Source organism: Streptomyces sp. MUM 203J (assembly GCF_022414595.1).
Lineage (GTDB): Bacteria > Actinomycetota > Actinomycetes > Streptomycetales > Streptomycetaceae > Streptomyces.
The window spans coordinates 12,489-29,549 of sequence record NZ_JADWYO010000036.1 but is presented as its reverse complement, the minus strand read 5'-3'; the positions used below and the strand labels follow the sequence as shown (position 1 = coordinate 29,549).

Sequence of the window (17,061 nt, the reverse complement as noted above, 5' to 3'; positions counted from 1 at the left end):
TCCATTCAACGCGGTTCTCTGCCGATCCGGGCCGCCGATCGGATGACGAAAGGCTTACGTCCGGCCCGGCGTCTCCTGTCGGCGGGCCGTGTCCGATCCGTACAAGACGCACGCGGGCACCGCTCCCTAGGCTCGCGTGCATGACACCGACACCCCGGTTCGACGCCCTGTCCCTGGTCGCCTCCGACATGGCCGCCACGCTCGCCTTCTACCGCCGCCTCGGTCTGGAGATCCCCGCCTCCGCCGACCACGCCCCGCACGTGGAGGCCGACCTGCCCGGCGGCCTGCGGGTCCTGTGGGACACGGAGGAGACGGTCCGCTCGTACGATCCGGGCTGGACGCGCCCGAGCGGCGGCGACGCGACCGCGCTCGCGTTCCGCTGCGCCGGCCCCGCGGAGGTCGACGCCGTCTACGAGGCGCTGGTCGCGGACGGGCACCGAGGCCACCTCGAGCCCTGGGACGCGGTGTGGGGCCAGCGCTACGCGGTCGTGCTGGACCCGGACGGCCGGGGCGTCCAGCTCTTCGCGGACGCGGCGTCGTGACGTGCGGCGGCGGTGAGCGGCGGCGGCCCCAGGCAGGCGGTCAGGGTGCGGCCCGTCAGTGCCCGGGCCTCACGGGACAGGTGCGCCTGGTCCGCGCAGCCCGCGACGACCGCCGCCTCGGCCGGAGGCGTCCCGCCCCGGGCCAGACCCAGCGCCCGCTGGAGGCGCAGGATCCGCGCCAGGGTCTTGGGCCCGTAGCCGAACGCGTCCAGGGAGCGCCGGTGCAGCTGCCGGGCACTCAGCCCGACGGCCCCGGCGGTGGCGGCGACCGTCCAGCCCGCGCCGAGCCGGGCGGCGACCGCCCGCACCAGGGGATCGGCCGGGGGCACCCCGGCGGCCAGCCTCAGGGCCAGCGCCTCCAGTTCCCGCGCGCCGGTCACCCCCGCCGCGAGTCGCCGTACGCGGGGCGCGGGCCACAGATCGGCCAGCAGTACCCGCCGGTCACGCAGCTCGTGCGCCGGGACGCCCAGCAGCGCGGGCGCGTCACCCGGGGCGAACCGGACCCCCGCCCAGGCGGCGGCCCCGCCCTCGGGGTCGTACGCGCGCGTGTCGGGTCCGGCGACGAGCAGTACCCCCTCGCGCCACAGCAGGTCCATGCAGCCGTCCGGCAGCACGGGCAGCACGTTCTGCGGCGCCCGGCCGCCGGGCACGGTCCACACGGCGGCGCCGGGCAGGCGGGAGGGCCGCTCCCGGTAGCCGCCGTTCAGGAGATCCCCCCGCGCGGCTCCCCCTGCTTGACCCCGCCGTTCCTCCCGTTCTGCTTCCTGCCTCCGCCCCCCTTGTCGCCCTTGCCTTCCTTGACGTTCCTCTCCGTACGGTCGCGGGGCTCCCACTGGAAGCGGCCCTTCACGTCGTCCGGCGGCAGGAAGCGGGACCACCGCTCCGGGAACTCCGACGGCATGTCCGGGTCGTCGGGGTCCGGCTCCGGCTCGGCCGCCCGGCTGCGGGCCACCAGCGCGGCGGCCTCGGCGGCCCGGGCACGTTCGGTCTCGGCGCGCGCGGCGGCCGTGGCGACCGAGGGCCACACCCGGTCGATCGCCGCGTTCACGGCGGCGCCCACGAGGACGGCGAAGGCGGAGATGCCGATCCAGAGCAGGACGGCGATGGGCGCGGCGAGCGAGCCGTAGATGGTGGGTCCCTCAACCGTGTTGGTCAGGTAGATGCGGAGCAGGAAGCTGCCGAGCACCCACATGCCCAGAGCGACCAGAGCTCCGGGAACGTCCTCCACCCAGGGCGACCTGACGGGGACGGACACGTGGTACAGGGTCGTCAGGAACGCGACGGACAGGACGATGACCACCGGCCAGTACAGGACGGCGACCAGCTCCGCGCCCCACGGGACCAGTTCGACCAGCCGGTCGGGGCCGACCACCGCGAGCGGCAGCACGACCGCGCCGATCAGCAGGGCGACGAGATAGAGGAGGAAGGCCAGCAGCCGGGTCGCGACGATGCCGCGGTGCCCGTCCAGTCCGTACATGACGGTGATGGTGTCGATGAAGACGTTCACCGCCCGCGACCCGGACCACAGCGCTATGGCGAAGCCGATGGAGATGATGTCGGGCCGCCCGGCCCGGGTGACGTCCTCCAGGAGAGGGCGGGCGATCTCGTTGACGCCCTGGTCGGACAGGACCGTGCCGACCGCCGCGAGGATGTTCTCCTCGATGGAGGCGACGGTGGTGGTGTCGGTCCAGTCGTCGATGTAGCCGAGGAGCCCGAGCAGACCGAGCATCAGCGGGGGCAGCGACAGCAGGGTGAAGAACGCGGCCTCGGCGGCCAGCCCGAGGATCCGGTACTCGATGCACGAGTTGACCGTGTCCTTCAGGAGGAGCCAGACCATCTTCCGCTTCGAGACATTGCGGTAGAGCACACGGGCCCGGTGGAGCCGGCCGTGGGACGAGGCATCGTCTTCCGGCTGGCTCATGGCCGACTCGGGTGTTTCCTTTGCTGCCTGCACCTCCTTACCGTATCCGCATGGCAGCCACCACCCACACCGTGACCAATCAGCCTCCGCCGCTGGTCGGATACGACGTCTACACCGCGGACCGGGCCCTGGCCGAGGCCGTGGAGCGTCACCTTCCCCCCGGACTCCGGGAGGAGGCACGCGAGGAGCTGTCCGCGCTGGGCACCGCCGCCGGATCGGCCCAGGCCCAGTCCTGGGGCATCCTCGCCAACGAGAACCCTCCCAGACCGCGTACCCACGACCGGTACGGCAACCGGATCGACGAGGTCGAGTTCCACCCTGCCTGGCACCGGCTGCTCGGCCACGCGGTGACCGCCGGGCTGACCGCGGCCTGGAGCACTCCGGGCGGACATGTGCGGCGGGCGGCCGGATTCCTGGTGTGGACCCAGGCCGAGGCGGGGCACGGCTGTCCTCTGTCGATGACCCACGCGGCCGTGCCGGCGCTGCGGGCGGAGCCGGAGCTGGCGGCCTTCTGGGAGCCGAAGCTCACCGCACGCGTGTACGAGGGCGAGGAGCTGCGCCCGGCCGCGGAGAAGGGCGGGGTGCTCTTCGGGATGGGCATGACGGAGAAGCAGGGCGGCAGCGACGTCCGGGCCAACACGACCGAGGCGAAGCCGCTCACCGCGGCGGGCGAGTACGTCCTGACCGGGCACAAGTGGTTCTGCTCGGCGCCGATGTCGGACGGCTTCCTGGTGCTGGCCCAGGCGCCCGGCGGCCTGACGTGCTTCCTCGTGCCGCGCGTCCTGGAGGACGGCACCCGGAACGTGTTCCGCATCCAGCGGCTCAAGGACAAGCTGGGCAACCGGTCGAACGCGTCCAGCGAGGTCGAGTTCGACGGGACGTGGGCGCGCCGGGTCGGTGAGGAGGGGCGCGGGGTGCGCACCATCATCGAGATGGTCGCCGCGACCCGGCTCGACTGTGTGCTCGGGTCGGCCGCGCTGATGCGGCAGGCGGTGGCCCAGGCGGTGCACCACACCGCGTACCGCAGCGCGTTCGGCGGACTGCTCATCGACAAACCGCTGATGCGGAACGTGCTCGCGGACCTGGCGCTGGAGTCGGAGGCGGCGACGGTCCTGGGGATGCGCCTGGCGTCGGCGTACGACGCGGTCGCGGCGGGCGGCCCGGAGGCCGCGTCCGAGCAGGCGCTGCTGCGCCTGGCGGTCCCGGCGGCCAAGTACTGGGTGACGAAGCGGTGTACGCCGACGGTGGCGGAGGCGCTGGAGTGCCTGGGCGGCAACGGCTATGTGGAGGAGTCCGGGATGCCCAGGCTGCTGCGCGAGTCGCCGCTCAACTCGATCTGGGAGGGTTCGGGCAACGTCCAGGCGCTGGACGTGCTGCGAGCACTGGGCCGGGAGCCCGCGGCGCTGAACGCGTTCCTGAACGAGGTGGGCGCGGCGCGTGGCGCGGACCACCGCCTGGACGCGGCGATCAAGGACCTGCTGGCCGAACTGGCCGACCTGGACGGCATGGAGGCACGGGCACGGCGCCTGGTGGAGCGGATGGCGCTGGTGCTCCAGGGCTCGCTGCTGGTGCGGTACGCACCACCGGAGGTGGCGGACGCCTTCTGCGGCTCACGGCTGGGCGGCGACTGGGGCACGGCCTTCGGGACGCTGCCGCACACGCTGGACCTGGGGGCGGTGGTGGAGCGGGCGCGGGCCGTGGTGTGAGGCGGCCCGCCTGGCAGGCGGCCGGTGGCATGGGCACCCGGCCGACGCCGGGCGGCCTCGTACGGCCCGGGCGGCGCGGGTCACGGGCGGTCCCGCCGCGTACGGCGTCCGCGGCACGGGCAGGGCGCGGGCCGTGGTGGGACGGCCCGCGCCCCGTGGCGCGGCTGGGATGGTGCTGCGCCGACACGGCACCATCCCGGCGGTACCGGATGCCCGGTACGCCTCCCACTCTCGTACAGGCGCCGCGCCCGGCGCGAGAGTTGCAGGGGGTTGCAGCCCGGTGCCGGGGGCGCCGCGGTCGCGGGGGATGATGGGGTGGACCACTGAACCCGGCGCGGGGCGGGGGAGGCCCGGTGCATGACGCCACAGTCGAGATGACACGCCTCGCCGCGATGGACGCGCGGGAGGCGACCCGGCTCCTGAGGGGCATACGGGACGCGGCCCTGCGCGGGCGTACGGCTCCGCTGGCGCCGCGCGCCGACATAGGGGCGTCCTGGCAGCGGATGCTGCGTGAGGGCGTCGACCCCGACCGGGACCACCGCTCGGACCTGCTGACGGCCGGCGAGCTGGAGGCCCGCCGGGCCGCGTCGCCGCTGCTGGAGGTGCTCCCGGCGCTGCGGGAGGGCCTGACGCAGGCGCCGGGCTCGGTGGCGGACCCGCTCGCACACATCATGATCGTGGCCGACGCCGAGGGGCGGGTGCTGTGGCGGGAGGGCCACTCGTCCGTGCTGCGGATGGCCGACGGGCACGGTCTGGACGCGGGCGCGGACTGGCGGGAGTCGACGGTCGGCACCAACGGGGTGGGCACGGCCCTGGTTACGCGGCGGCCGGTGCAGGTGCACTCGGCGGAGCACTTCGTGGTGACCCATCATCCGTGGACCTGTGCGGGCGCGCCCGTCACGGACCCCCGGGACGGGCGGCTGATGGGGGTCGTCGACCTGAGCGGCCCCGTGGCGACGATGCACCCGGCGACGCTGCTTCTGGTGGGTTCGGTGGCGCGGCTGGCCGAGGCGGAGCTGCGCAACCGGCACCTGACGGAACTGGCGCGGCTGCGGGCGGTGGCGGCGCCGCTGCTGCACCGGGTGGGTGGCCGGGCGGTGGCGGTGGACCGGTACGGATGGACGGCGGCGGTGGCGGGGATGGCCCCGCCGGACCGGCTGCCACTGCCGGGGGCGCTGCGGGGCGGGGCCGGAGAGCCGGGCGGGGGCCCGGAGGCCGGTTCCGGTGCCCCGGTGGACGGCCGGGTGTGGCTGCCGTCGCTGGGCGAGTGCGCGGTGGAGCCGCTGCCGGGCGGATGGCTGCTGCGGGTGCTGGACGGTACGAGCGGCGGGAGCGGGCCCGGAGGGGCGGACGGGACGGTGACCCGGGTCGTCCTGGACGTGAGCCGGGCGCGGGACTGGACCCTGCGGGTGTCGGGGGCGCTGGGCGGCTGGGTGCGGGAGCTGAGCCCGCGCCACGCGGAGCTGCTGTACGTGCTGGCCGTGCACCGCGACGGGAGGTCGGCCGCGCAGCTCGCGGCCGACCTCTTCGGGGACGGGACGCGTACGGTGACCGTGCGGGCGGAGATGTCCCGGATGCGGCGCACTCTGTCGGGTGTGCTGGCGCACCGGCCGTACCGCTTCCGGGACGAGCTGGAGGTGGAGGTCCGGGGCCCTGCCGACCCGCGCGATCTGCTGCCGCACTCGACCGCTCCGGCGGTGGTGGCGGCGCGCGCCGCATGAGACGCGCGCATCATGAGACGGCGTCCCACACTGTGACACAGCAGGCAGCGCACCCCGGCCCCGGCATGGTTCGCTGGCCGGCATGAGCATCACCGTGACGACCTGGTACCTGGAGCAGACCTCCCCGGAGGACCTGCGCCCCTCCCCCGCACCCGAGGGCGGGGACCTGCGCATCGAGCGGGCGGAGGTGCCTTCGCCGGAGTTCGGCCGCTTCCTCTACACGGCGGTGGGCGGGGACCTGCACTGGGAGGACCGGCTCGGGCTCACGTACAAGGAGTGGCGGGACATCCTCGAGCGTCCCGGGGCCGAGATCTGGGTGGCGTACGAGAAGGGGACACCGGCCGGGTACGTGGAGCTCACACCGCACGACGAGAGCGCGGTCGAGATCATGTACTTCGGACTGCTCCCGGCGTTCCGGGGCCGCCGCATCGGCGGTCATCTGCTCTCGTACGGCACGGCGCGGGCCTGGGACCTGGCGGACCGCTGGCCGGGGCGGGCGCCGACCGGGCGGGTGGTGCTGAACACGTGCTCGCTGGACGGCGAGCACGCGGTGCCGAACTACCTGCGGCGGGGCTTCCGCCTGTACGACACGAAGGTGGGCGAGCGGGCCGAGACCCCGACGCCGGGCCCGTGGCCGGGCGCCCGGGCCTAGCCCACGCTCCTCACCTTCACCGGGGCTACGTCCCCGGACCTCCGCTCCCGCCTGTCCGGCGTCCGTCCCCACGCGCCGGACAGGCCGGAGCGGCACGTGACCCGCACCACAGCTGTCCATTTTTCGAGACACCCGCGTCCACATCTCGGACAAAGGTGGACTGAGTCCAAACCCCCATGACAGGCTTCCGTCATGTCTTCAGCTGGAATTGCCTTGGTGAGTCGGCGGCACGTCGACCTCGGCCGCATGTCCAGCGCCATCTGTCCGGCGCGCTGAGCGAACCAGCACCGCCGCGTTCCCCGACACTTCCCGACCCTCCGCGCAATGTCGCGCAAGGCCCAGCCCTGCGCGACATTGCGCAGGTCAAAGCCGCCCTCCTGCAGTCCCGAAGGACGTATAGCCATGGCCGCCACCCCCGAAAAGCCCGCACCCGCCACGCCTCGCCGCAAGCCGGGGCGCCACCGTGGCGAGGGCCAGTGGGCCAGGGGTCACTTCACGCCCCTCAACGGCAATGAGCAGTTCAAGAAGGACGACGACGGTCTCAATGTGCGGACACGCATTGAGACGGTCTACTCGAAGGCCGGGTTCGACTCCATCGACCCCAACGACCTGCGCGGCCGGATGCGCTGGTGGGGCCTCTACACCCAGCGCCGCCCCGGGATCGACGGCGGCAAGACGGCGATCCTGGAGCCGGAGGAGCTGGACGACGAGTACTTCATGCTGCGCGTCCGCATCGACGGCGGCCGGCTGACCACCCGGCAGCTGCGGGTCATCGGGGAGATCTCCGAGGAGTTCGCGCGCGGCACCGCCGACATCACCGACCGGCAGAACATCCAGTACCACTGGATCCGGATCGAGGACGTCCCGGAGATCTGGCGCCGCCTCGAAGAGGTCGGCCTCTCCACGACCGAGGCCTGCGGTGACACCCCGCGCGTCATCCTCGGCTCCCCGGTCGCCGGGATCGCCGCGGACGAGATCATCGACGGCACGCCCGCCGTCGACGAGATCCACCGCCGGATCGTCGGCAACAAGGACTTCTCGAACCTGCCCCGAAAGTTCAAGTCCGCGATCTCCGGTTCACCGCTCCTGGACGTGGCACACGAGATCAACGACATCGCGTTCGTCGGTGTCGAGCACCCCGAGCACGGCCCGGGCTTCGACCTGTGGGTGGGCGGCGGCCTGTCCACCAACCCGAAGATCGGTGTCCGGCTAGGCGCCTGGGTGCCGCTCGACGAGGTCCCGGACGTCTACACCGGTGTGATCTCGGTCTTCCGCGACTACGGCTACCGGCGCCTGCGCAATCGCGCCCGGCTGAAGTTCCTGGTGGCGGACTGGGGTGCGGAGAAGTTCCGCCGGATCCTGGAGGACGAGTACCTGGAGCGGAAGCTGGTCGACGGACCCGCGCCGGCGCAGCCCGTACAGCAGTGGCGTGACCACGTCGGGGTGCACCGGCAGCAGGACGGCCGCTTCTACGTGGGCTTCGCACCGCGTGTCGGCCGGGTCGACGGGGCGACCCTCACCAAGATCGCGGAGGTGGCCGAGGCACATGGCTCCGGCCGGGTCCGCACCACCGTCGAACAGAAGATGATCATCCTCGATGTCGAGGAGGCCCAGGTCGAGCCGCTGACCACCGCGTTGGAGGCACTGGACCTGCGGGTCAAGCCGTCCCCGTTCCGGCGGGGCACGATGGCCTGCACCGGCATCGAGTTCTGCAAGCTGGCCATCGTCGAGACCAAGGCGCGCGGCGCCTCGCTCATCGACGAGCTGGAGCGGCGCCTGCCGGACTTCGACCAGCCCCTCACCATCAATGTCAACGGCTGCCCCAACGCCTGCGCCCGCATCCAGGTCGCGGACATCGGCCTCAAGGGCCAGCTCGTGATGAACGACCGGGGCGAGCAGGTGGAGGGCTTCCAGGTGCACCTGGGCGGCGCCCTCGGCCTGGAGGCCGGTTTCGGCCGCAAGGTGCGCGGCCTGAAGGTCACCTCCGCCGAGCTGCCCGACTACATCGAGCGTGTCCTCACCCGCTACCAGGCGGAGCGCGAGGACGGCGAGCGCTTCGCCGCCTGGGCGGCCCGTGCCTCCGAGGAGGCCCTCTCGTGAGCGACGCACGCGCGGCCGCCGGGCCGCGGACGACCACGACGACCACGACGGCCGCGCCGGCGCGCCGCGCGGGCGGAGAAGCGAACAAGGAGATGCCGTGAGCGGGCGGGCGGCGCCGTTCCACTGCCCGTACTGCGGCGACGAGGACCTGCGCCCCAACGAGCAGGGACACGGGGCGTGGGACTGCGCGGCCTGTAACCGGGCCTTCCAGCTGAAGTTCCTGGGCCTGCTGGCCCGCGGGCTCCGGCGCGACGAAAGCAGCGGAGGGGACGAGACATGACGGAGACGGACACCGGTGCGGAGCACCATCTCCAGGTGCTCGCGTCGCTCGCCGAGCAGGCGGGCCGCGAGCTGGAGGACGCCCCGGCCCTGGACATCCTCAAGTGGGCCGCCGACACCTTCGGCAAGAGCTTCTGCGTGACCTCCTCGATGGAGGACGCTGTCGTCGCGCACCTCGCCTCGCGCGCCTTCCCCGGCGTGGACGTCGTGTTCCTCGACACCGGCTACCACTTCGAGGAGACCATCGGCACCCGCGACGCGGTGGAGGCGGTGATGGACGTCAACGTCATCACCCTCACCCCGCGCCAGACCGTGGCCGAGCAGGACGCCCGGTACGGACCGAGGCTGCACGACCGGGACCCGGACCTGTGCTGCGCGCTGCGCAAGGTCAAGCCGCTGGAGGAGGGCCTGGCGGGGTACGACGCGTGGGCGACCGGACTGCGCCGGGACGAGTCCCCGACCCGGGCGAACACCCCGGTCGTCGGCTGGGACGCCAGGCGCCGCAAGGTCAAGGTGTCCCCCATCGCCCGCTGGACGCAGGACGACGTCGACGCGTACGTCGCCGAGCACGGGGTCCTCACCAACCCGCTGCTGATGGACGGTTACGCCTCTGTCGGCTGCGCCCCCTGCACCCGACGGGTCGCGGAGGGCGAGGACGCGCGCGCCGGCCGCTGGGCGGGCCGAGCCAAGACGGAGTGCGGGCTGCACGGATGACCAACGACCAGAACCTTCAGGAGAAGCACGTGACTGGGGCCACCATCTGGCTCACCGGTCTGCCCAGCGCGGGCAAGACCACCATCGCGTACGAGCTGGCGGGACGGCTGCGCGAGGAGGGCCACCGTGTCGAGGTGCTCGACGGTGACGAGATCCGCGAGTTCCTCTCGGCGGGCCTCGGCTTCAGCCGCGAGGACCGGCACACGAACGTGCAGCGCATCGGCTTCGTCTCGGAGCTGCTCGCGTCCAACGGCGTGAAGGTCCTCGTGCCCGTCATCGCCCCGTACGCCGACAGCCGCGAGGCCGTCCGCAAGCGCCACCAGCAGGAGGGCACCCCCTACGTGGAGGTGCACGTGGCCACCCCGGTCGACGTCTGCTCCGTGCGGGACGTGAAGGGCCTGTACGCCAAGCAGGCGGCCGGGGAGATCTCCGGGCTGACCGGCGTCGACGACCCGTACGAGCAGCCGGACCGCCCCGACCTGCGGATCGAGTCCCAGAACCAGACGGTGCAGGAGTCCGCGCAGGCGCTGCACGCACTGCTGACCGAAAGGGGCCTGGCATGACGGCCACGCTGAATGCCACGGAGGAGCAGCAGGACAGCCCGTTCGCGCTGTCCCACCTGGACGCGCTGGAGTCCGAGGCGGTCCACATCTTCCGCGAGGTGGCGGGCGAGTTCGAGCGGCCGGTGATCCTCTTCTCCGGCGGCAAGGACTCCATCGTCATGCTGCACCTGGCGCTGAAGGCGTTCGCGCCGGCGCCGGTCCCGTTCTCGCTGCTGCACGTCGACACCGGGCACAACTTCCCCGAGGTCATCGAGTACCGCGACCGCACGGTCGCCCGCCACGGTCTGCGGCTGCACGTGGCGTCCGTACAGGAGTACATCGACGCCGGGAAGCTGCGGGAGCGCCCGGACGGGACCCGTAACCCGCTCCAGACCGTGCCGCTGACCGAGAAGATCCAGTCTGAGCGGTTCGACGCGGTCTTCGGCGGCGGGCGGCGCGACGAGGAGAAGGCCCGGGCCAAGGAGCGGGTGTTCTCGCTGCGGGACGAGTTCTCCCAGTGGGACCCGCGCCGCCAGCGCCCCGAGCTGTGGCAGCTGTACAACGGCCGCCACGCCCCCGGCGAGCACGTGCGCGTGTTCCCGCTGTCCAACTGGACCGAGCTGGACGTGTGGCAGTACATCGCCCGTGAGGGCATCGAGCTGCCGCAGATCTACTTCGCGCACGAGCGCGAGGTCTTCCAGCGCAACGGCATGTGGCTGACCGCCGGCGACTGGGGCGGCCCGAAGGACGACGAGACCGTCGAGAAGCGGCTCATCCGCTACCGCACGGTCGGCGACATGTCCTGCACCGGCGCCGTCGACTCCGACGCCACCACGCTCGACGCCGTGATCGCGGAGATCGCCGCGTCCCGGCTGACCGAGCGGGGCGCCACCCGCGCCGACGACAAGCTGTCCGAGGCCGCGATGGAAGACCGCAAGCGCGAAGGGTACTTCTAGACATGACCAGCACCACCACCACGGCCGTCGAGCAGCTCTCGGCCACCACCCTCCTGCGCTTCGCCACCGCCGGGTCCGTCGACGACGGCAAGTCCACCCTGGTCGGGCGGCTGCTGCACGACTCCAAGTCGGTCCTCGCGGACCAGCTGGAGGCCGTCGAGCACGCCTCCCGTTCCCGGGGCCAGGAGGCCCCCGACCTGGCGCTGCTCACCGACGGTCTGCGGGCCGAGCGGGAGCAGGGCATCACGATCGACGTGGCGTACCGTTACTTCGCCACGCCCAGGCGCCGGTTCATCCTGGCCGACACCCCGGGCCATGTGCAGTACACCCGCAACATGGTGACGGGCGCCTCGACCGCCGAGCTGACGGTGATCCTGGTCGACGCCCGCAACGGCGTCGTCGAGCAGACCCGCCGCCACGCCGCCCTCGCCGCGCTGCTGCGTGTTCCGCACGTCGTGCTGGCGGTCAACAAGATGGACCTGGTCGACTACCGGGAGTCCGTGTTCGCCGCGATCGCGGAGGAGTTCACCGCGTACGCGACCGAACTGGGCGTCCCGGAGGTCACCGCGATCCCGATCTCGGCGCTCGCCGGGGACAACGTGGTGGAGCCGTCCGCGGCCATGGACTGGTACGGCGGCCCGACGGTGCTGGAGCACCTGGAGACCGTCCCGGTCAGCCACGACCTGACGGGCTGCCACGCCCGCCTCCCCGTCCAGTACGTGATCCGCCCGCAGACCTCCGAGCACCCCGACTACCGGGGCTACGCCGGGCAGATCGCCGCCGGTACGTTCCGGGTGGGCCAGGAGGTCACCGTCCTGCCGTCCGGCCGTACGTCGAAGGTGTCCGGCATCGACCTCCTGGGCACCCCCGTCGACATCGCCTGGACCCCGCAGTCGGTGACCCTCCTCCTGGAGGACGACATCGACATCTCGCGCGGCGACATCATCGTGCCGAGCGACGACACACCCGCCACCTCTCAGGACGTCGAGGCGACCGTCTGCCATGTGGCCGACCAGCCGCTGACGGTCGGCCAGCGGGTGCTGCTGAAGCACACGACCCGCACGGTCAAGGCGATCGTGAAGGAGATCCCGTCCCGGCTGACCCTGGACGACCTCTCCCAGCACCCGGAGCCGGGGCAGCTCGTCGCCAACGACATCGGCACGGTGAGGGTCCGCACGGCCGAGCCGCTCGCGCTCGACTCGTACGCCCACTCGCGCCGTACCGGCTCGTTCCTGCTGATCGACCCGGCCGACGGCACGACGCTCGCAGCCGGCATGGCGGGCGAGTCGTTCGCGACGGAGAAGGCGAAGGCGGCCGGGGCCGACGACGAGGGCTGGGACTTCTGATGGTCCCCCGCTACGCCGACGTCTACGCGACCTTCGCCAAGGAGGGCGGTCGTGTGGGCAGCGGCGAGCTGGGCTCGGGCACGGGAGGCGTGGCGCGATGTGCCCGATGACCGTGCCCGACATGCCCCTCCCCGCCCGATCATCGACCGCCGACCGCCCGGCGCCGCCCCCGCTTCCGTACGGGGTGTAGCGCGGGGCCGACGAGAGGAACCCCTCCCGTGCCTGCCACCCCCCGCCCGCCCCGCGCCGCGCCGCGCCGCGGTCTGGCCGCCGTCGCGGTCGTACCGCTGCTAATGGCGGTGCTGGCCTCCTGCCTCGGCTACGGCTCGCAGGCGGTCACGGACGAGGTGAAGGTCGCGCCGGAGGGCCCGAAGCTCTCGGCGGACACCGTGCGGGTCGGGTACTTCGCGAATCTGACGCACGGCACGGCGCTGGTCGGGGACCGGGAGGGCTTCTTCCAGAAGGAGCTGCGCGGTACGGCACTGCGGACGTCCGTGTTCAACGCGGGCCCGTCGGCGGTGGAGGCACTGAACGCCGGGTCGGTGGACATCGCGTTCATGGGCCCCTCCCCCGCGGTGAACGGGTACGTGCGGTCGGGCGGCGACAGCCTGCGGATCGTGGGCGGCGCGGCGTCCGGCGGCGTACGGCTGGTGGTGAACCCGGACCGGATCGCGAGCCCGGCGGATGTGAAGGGCAAGCGGATCGCGACCCCTCAGCTCGGCAACACGCAGGACGTCGCCTTCCTCGACTGGGCGGCGTCGCAGGGCTGGAGGATCGACCCGCAGAGCGGCAAGGGTGATGTGTCGGTGCTGCGCGTCGACAACAAGATCCTGCCGGACGCGTACCGGTCGGGCTCGGTGGACGGCGCGTGGGTGCCGGAGCCCGTCGCCTCCCGGCTGGTCGCTCAGGGCGCGAAGGTGCTGCTGGACGAGGCGTCCCTGTGGCCGGACGAGCGGTTCGCGATCACGAACATCGTGGTGGCCCGGGGCTTCCTGGCCGAGCACCCGGACGTGGTGGAGGCCGTGCTGCGGGGCGCGGTGCGGGCCAACGCGTGGATCGGCGCCCATCCGAAGCAGGCCAAGGACGCGGCCAACGCACAGCTGCGGAAGCTGAACGGCAAGCCGCTGCCGGGCGCGGTGCTCGACTCGGCGTGGCCGTCGCTGCGGTTCACGGACGACCCGCTGGCACGGACGCTGCACGAACAGGCGGACCACGCGGTGAAGGCGGGTCTGCTGGAGCGGGCGGACCTGTCCGGCATCTACGACCTGCGACTGCTGAACAAGATCCTCAAGTCGGAGAACCGACCAGAGGTCACCGACGCCGGACGAGGCACGAAGCAGTCCCCGTGAACCCCCCACAGACCAGCTCCCAGGAGGTGACGACCATGGCCACCACGCTCACGACGGCGGTACCGCAGGCCTCGGACCGTGCGGCGGTCGAGTACGCCGCACGGCTCGAACACGTCTCCAAGTCCTTCGCCGGCCCCGCCGGGCAGCAGCTCGTCCTGGACGACATCAGTCTCGATGTCGCGCCGGGCGAGTTCGTCACCCTCCTCGGGGCCTCGGGCTGCGGGAAGTCGACCCTGCTCAACCTGGTAGCGGGCCTGGACCGGCCGACGTCCGGGTCCATCGCGACGGACGGCCGCCCGGCGCTGATGTTCCAGGAGCACGCGCTGTTCCCGTGGCTGACGGCCGGGAAGAACATCGAGCTGGCCCTGAAACTGCGGGGCGTGCCGAGGGGCGAGCGCCGCGCGGAGGCGGAGCGGCTGCTGGAGCTGGTCCGGCTGGGCGGTGCGTACGGGAAGCGGGTGCACGAGCTGTCGGGCGGGATGCGGCAGCGGGTGGCGATGGCCCGGGCGCTGGCCCAGGAGAGCCGACTGCTGCTGATGGACGAGCCGTTCGCGGCGCTGGACGCGATCACCCGGGACGTGCTGCACGGCGAGCTGACCCGGATCTGGGCCGAGACGGGCCTGTCGGTGCTGTTCGTGACGCACAACGTGCGGGAGGCGGTACGGCTGGCACAGCGCGTCGTGCTGCTGTCGTCCCGCCCGGGCCGGATCGCCCGGGAGTGGACGGTCGGCATCCCGCAGCCGCGCCGTATCGAGGACGCCGCGGTGGCGGAGCTGTCCCTGGAGATCACCGGACGACTGCGGGAGGAGATCCGCCGACATGGCAAGCACTGATACGCCGGCCGCCAGGTCCGGTGGCGTGAGCGCGCCGGGCAGGGCGGACGACCTGGAGGACCTCGAAGCGGGCCTGGACGCCCTCGACACGGTCGAGACCCGCCGCACCCCCCTCCGCGAGACGCTGCTGAAGAAGGTCCTGCCGCCGGTGGTGGCGGTGGCGCTGGTACTGGCGGTATGGCAGCTGCTGGTGTGGGCGGAGGTCACCGAGGCGTACAAACTCCCCGCACCGTCCGCGGTCTGGGACAGCCTCTCCGAGATGTGGCTCCGGGGAACGCTGTTCGACGTCATGTGGACGAGCGTGTCCCGGGCGCTGCTCGGCTTCGTGCTGGCGCTGGCCATCGGTACGCCACTGGGCCTGCTGGTGGCCCGGGTGAAGCCGGTACGGGCGGCGATCGGCCCGATTCTGTCGGGCCTCCAGTCCCTGCCCTCGGTGGCGTGGGTGCCCCCGGCGGTGCTGTGGCTGGGCCTGAACGACCGGATGATGTTCGCGGTGATCCTGCTGGGCGCGGTGCCGTCGATCGCGAACGGCCTGGTGGCCGGCGTGGACCAGGTGCCGCCGCTGTTCCTGCGGGCGGGCCGGACGCTCGGCGCGTCGGGGTTGCGGGGCGCGTGGCACATCGTGATGCCGGCGGCGCTGCCGGGTTATCTGGCAGGTCTGAAGCAGGGCTGGGCGTTCTCGTGGCGCTCCCTCATGGCGGCCGAGATCATCGCGTCCTCCCCCGAACTGGGTCTGGGCCTGGGCCAGCTGCTGGACAACGGCCGCAACAACGCGGACATGCCCGGCATCTTCCTGGCGATCTTCCTGATCCTGCTCGTGGGCATCGCCGTCGACCTGCTGGTCTTCAGCCCCCTGGAACGCCGGGTGCTGCGCCGCCGCGGCCTGCTGGCCAGGAGCTGAGCGCCGTGACCGGATCCCCCACCCTCCTGGTCGTCGCCCACGGCAGCCGGGACGCCCGTCACCCGGCGACGGTCCACGCTCTGGTCCGCGAGGTGTCGGCGCAGCGGCCGGGCCTCCGTGTGGAGGTGGCGTTCCTGGACTTCAACGTGCCCTCGGTCCCGGCGGTCCTGGAGGCCCTGGCGGCGGACGGTGCCGGAGAGGTGGTCGCCCTCCCCCTCCTTCTCACCCGGGCCTTCCACGCGAAGTCCGACATCCCGTCGGTGCTGCGCCGGGCCCCGCGGTCCCTGCGCATCCACCAGGCGCAGGTCCTGGGCCCGTCGCCCCTGTTGATCGGGGCGCTGGAGCGGCGCCTGTCCGAAGCCTTCCGGGGGACGGCCCCCGGCTCCCCGGCGGAGACGCCCGAGCGGCGGCGCACCATGGCGGGCCTGAAGCGCTCGACCGGCGTCGTCCTGGCCTCCGCCGGGTCCACAGACCCGGAGGCGATCGCAGCGATCGCAGATGTGGCGCGGGAGCTGCGGCGTACCGGTTGGTGCGCCGTGCGGCCTGCGTTCGCCTCCGCATCCCTTCCCCGCACGGAGGACGCGGTCCGCGCCCTGCGCGCCGACGGCGTACGGCGTGTGGCGGTCGCCCCGTACGTGATAGCCCCGGGCCGACTCCCGGACCGTATCGCCGCGGGCGCGGCGGAGGCGGACCTCCTGGCCCCCGTCCTGGGCCCGGCGCCCGAGCTGGCCCGACTGCTCCTGACCCGCTACGACGAGGCCGGGGCGGTGCGCCGGCCGCTGGCGGTGGCGGGTTAGGGCCGCCGCTCCTCCCGCCGCGCCGGGGTGGCAGGCCTGCAGGCCCGGCGCCTCAGTCGAAGCTGAGACCGCCCGTGCGGGTGCGTTTCAGTTCGTAGAGGTCCGGGTGGGCGGCCAGCGTGTGGAAGGCGTCGAAGAGGCGGACGGCTTCGGGGCCTCGGGGGACGGAGTTGAGGACCGGGCCGAACCAGACGGCGCCGTCGACGTGGAGGGTCGGCGTGCCCACGTAGGCGTCGGCGGCCGGGTCCTTGCCCGCGTCGTGACTGCGGCGTACGGCCTCGTCGTACGAGGGGTCGTGGGCCGCGGCGGCGAGTGTGGCGGGGAGGTCCAGGGCGGCCAGCGAGTCGGTGACGACGGCGTCGAAGTCCTTGTTCCTCTCGTTGTGGATGCGGGTGCCGAACTCGGTGTAGAGCCCTCGGAGGACGCCCTCGCCCAGGTGTTCCGCGGCGGCTGCCGCGACCCGGACCGGGCCGCGGGAGCGGTCGATCAGGTCGCGGTACCAGTCGGGCAGTTCGTTGCCGAGGTTGTGCAGGTGGAGGCTCATGAGGTGGAAGCGGAGGTCGAGACCGCGGGCGGCCTCGACCTCCAGGATCCAGCGGGAGGTGATCCAGGCGAAGGGGCAGGCCGGGTCGAACCAGAAGTCGACCTTGGTCCGTGAGGGGTGCGTAGCCGTCATGAAGCCGACGCTATGCGGGGACCGGC

18 protein-coding genes are annotated in these 17,061 nt (G+C 72.9%); 15 read left to right on the top strand and 3 right to left on the bottom strand.

Going from position 1 to position 17,061, the window contains the following annotated elements; genetic code table 11:
* Positions 1–140: 140 nt before the first annotated feature.
* The gene (locus tag I3F58_RS18745) at positions 141–542 is read left to right on the top strand and encodes a VOC family protein (protein WP_240109780.1); all 402 of its coding nucleotides are present in this window, start codon (positions 141–143) and stop codon (positions 540–542) included.
* Here the strand turns inward: I3F58_RS18745 and I3F58_RS18740 are convergent.
* A complete protein-coding gene (locus I3F58_RS18740) occupies positions 479–1,249 on the bottom strand; it encodes a helix-turn-helix domain-containing protein (protein ID WP_240109805.1) in 771 nt (256 codons plus the stop codon). The genes I3F58_RS18745 and I3F58_RS18740 overlap by 64 nt on opposite strands.
* A complete protein-coding gene (locus I3F58_RS18735) occupies positions 1,246–2,496 on the bottom strand; it encodes a YihY/virulence factor BrkB family protein (protein ID WP_374207999.1) in 1,251 nt (416 codons plus the stop codon). The genes I3F58_RS18740 and I3F58_RS18735 overlap by 4 nt, the downstream gene beginning before the upstream one ends.
* Before the next feature lie 17 nt (positions 2,497–2,513).
* On the opposite strand from I3F58_RS18735, the gene I3F58_RS18730 reads away from it, so the two are divergent.
* The 14 genes from I3F58_RS18730 to I3F58_RS18670 all read left to right on the top strand — a co-directional run bounded on the left by I3F58_RS18730 (position 2,514) and on the right by I3F58_RS18670 (position 16,359).
* Positions 2,514–4,169, top strand: a complete 1,656-nt coding sequence (locus I3F58_RS18730; protein WP_240109778.1) for an acyl-CoA dehydrogenase family protein — start codon at positions 2,514–2,516, stop codon at positions 4,167–4,169.
* 353 nt (positions 4,170–4,522) lie between these two features.
* Positions 4,523–5,890, top strand: a complete 1,368-nt coding sequence (locus I3F58_RS18725; RefSeq protein ID WP_240109777.1) for a GAF domain-containing protein — start codon at positions 4,523–4,525, stop codon at positions 5,888–5,890.
* Positions 5,891–5,972: 82 nt separating this feature from the next.
* Positions 5,973–6,542: a GNAT family N-acetyltransferase gene (locus I3F58_RS18720; RefSeq protein WP_240109776.1), complete on the top strand. Its 570-nt coding sequence runs from the start codon at positions 5,973–5,975 to the stop codon at positions 6,540–6,542.
* A 192-nt stretch (positions 6,543–6,734) separates the two neighbouring features.
* Positions 6,735–6,818: a putative leader peptide gene (locus I3F58_RS29840; protein ID WP_374208000.1), complete on the top strand. Its 84-nt coding sequence runs from the start codon at positions 6,735–6,737 to the stop codon at positions 6,816–6,818.
* Between the two features lie 126 nt (positions 6,819–6,944).
* Complete coding sequence (locus I3F58_RS18715; RefSeq protein WP_240109775.1) at positions 6,945–8,642, top strand: nitrite/sulfite reductase; 1,698 nt, start codon at positions 6,945–6,947, stop codon at positions 8,640–8,642.
* 97 nt (positions 8,643–8,739) lie between these two features.
* On the top strand, positions 8,740–8,922 hold the full coding sequence (locus tag I3F58_RS18710) for a hypothetical protein (protein WP_240109774.1): 183 nt from the start codon (positions 8,740–8,742) through the stop codon (positions 8,920–8,922).
* Complete coding sequence (locus I3F58_RS18705) at positions 8,919–9,635, top strand: phosphoadenylyl-sulfate reductase (protein WP_240109773.1); 717 nt, start codon at positions 8,919–8,921, stop codon at positions 9,633–9,635. The genes I3F58_RS18710 and I3F58_RS18705 overlap by 4 nt, the downstream gene beginning before the upstream one ends.
* On the top strand, positions 9,632–10,198 hold the full coding sequence (gene cysC, locus I3F58_RS18700) for an adenylyl-sulfate kinase (protein WP_240109772.1): 567 nt from the start codon (positions 9,632–9,634) through the stop codon (positions 10,196–10,198). Before I3F58_RS18705 ends, cysC begins: the two co-directional genes overlap by 4 nt.
* A complete protein-coding gene (gene cysD, locus I3F58_RS18695; protein WP_240109771.1) occupies positions 10,195–11,133 on the top strand; it encodes a sulfate adenylyltransferase subunit CysD in 939 nt (312 codons plus the stop codon). Before cysC ends, cysD begins: the two co-directional genes overlap by 4 nt.
* 2 nt (positions 11,134–11,135) lie before the next feature.
* Complete coding sequence (locus I3F58_RS18690) at positions 11,136–12,479, top strand: sulfate adenylyltransferase subunit 1 (RefSeq protein WP_240109770.1); 1,344 nt, start codon at positions 11,136–11,138, stop codon at positions 12,477–12,479.
* 218 nt (positions 12,480–12,697) lie between these two features.
* On the top strand, positions 12,698–13,828 hold the full coding sequence (locus I3F58_RS18685) for an ABC transporter substrate-binding protein (RefSeq protein ID WP_240109769.1): 1,131 nt from the start codon (positions 12,698–12,700) through the stop codon (positions 13,826–13,828).
* Positions 13,829–13,863: 35 nt separating this feature from the next.
* Entirely contained in the window at positions 13,864–14,661 is a 798-nt protein-coding gene (locus I3F58_RS18680; protein ID WP_240109768.1) for an ABC transporter ATP-binding protein, read from the top strand.
* The gene (locus tag I3F58_RS18675; RefSeq protein ID WP_240109767.1) at positions 14,648–15,562 is read left to right on the top strand and encodes an ABC transporter permease; all 915 of its coding nucleotides are present in this window, start codon (positions 14,648–14,650) and stop codon (positions 15,560–15,562) included. Before I3F58_RS18680 ends, I3F58_RS18675 begins: the two co-directional genes overlap by 14 nt.
* Before the next feature lie 5 nt (positions 15,563–15,567).
* Positions 15,568–16,359 (top strand): sirohydrochlorin chelatase, encoded by a 792-nt coding sequence (locus I3F58_RS18670; protein ID WP_240109766.1) that lies wholly within the window; start codon positions 15,568–15,570, stop codon positions 16,357–16,359.
* Between the two features lie 52 nt (positions 16,360–16,411).
* On the opposite strand, the gene I3F58_RS18665 is transcribed toward I3F58_RS18670, so the two are convergent.
* Positions 16,412–17,035: a DsbA family protein gene (locus I3F58_RS18665; RefSeq protein ID WP_240109765.1), complete on the bottom strand. Its 624-nt coding sequence runs from the start codon at positions 17,033–17,035 to the stop codon at positions 16,412–16,414.
* Between the last annotated feature and the right edge of the window lie 26 nt (positions 17,036–17,061).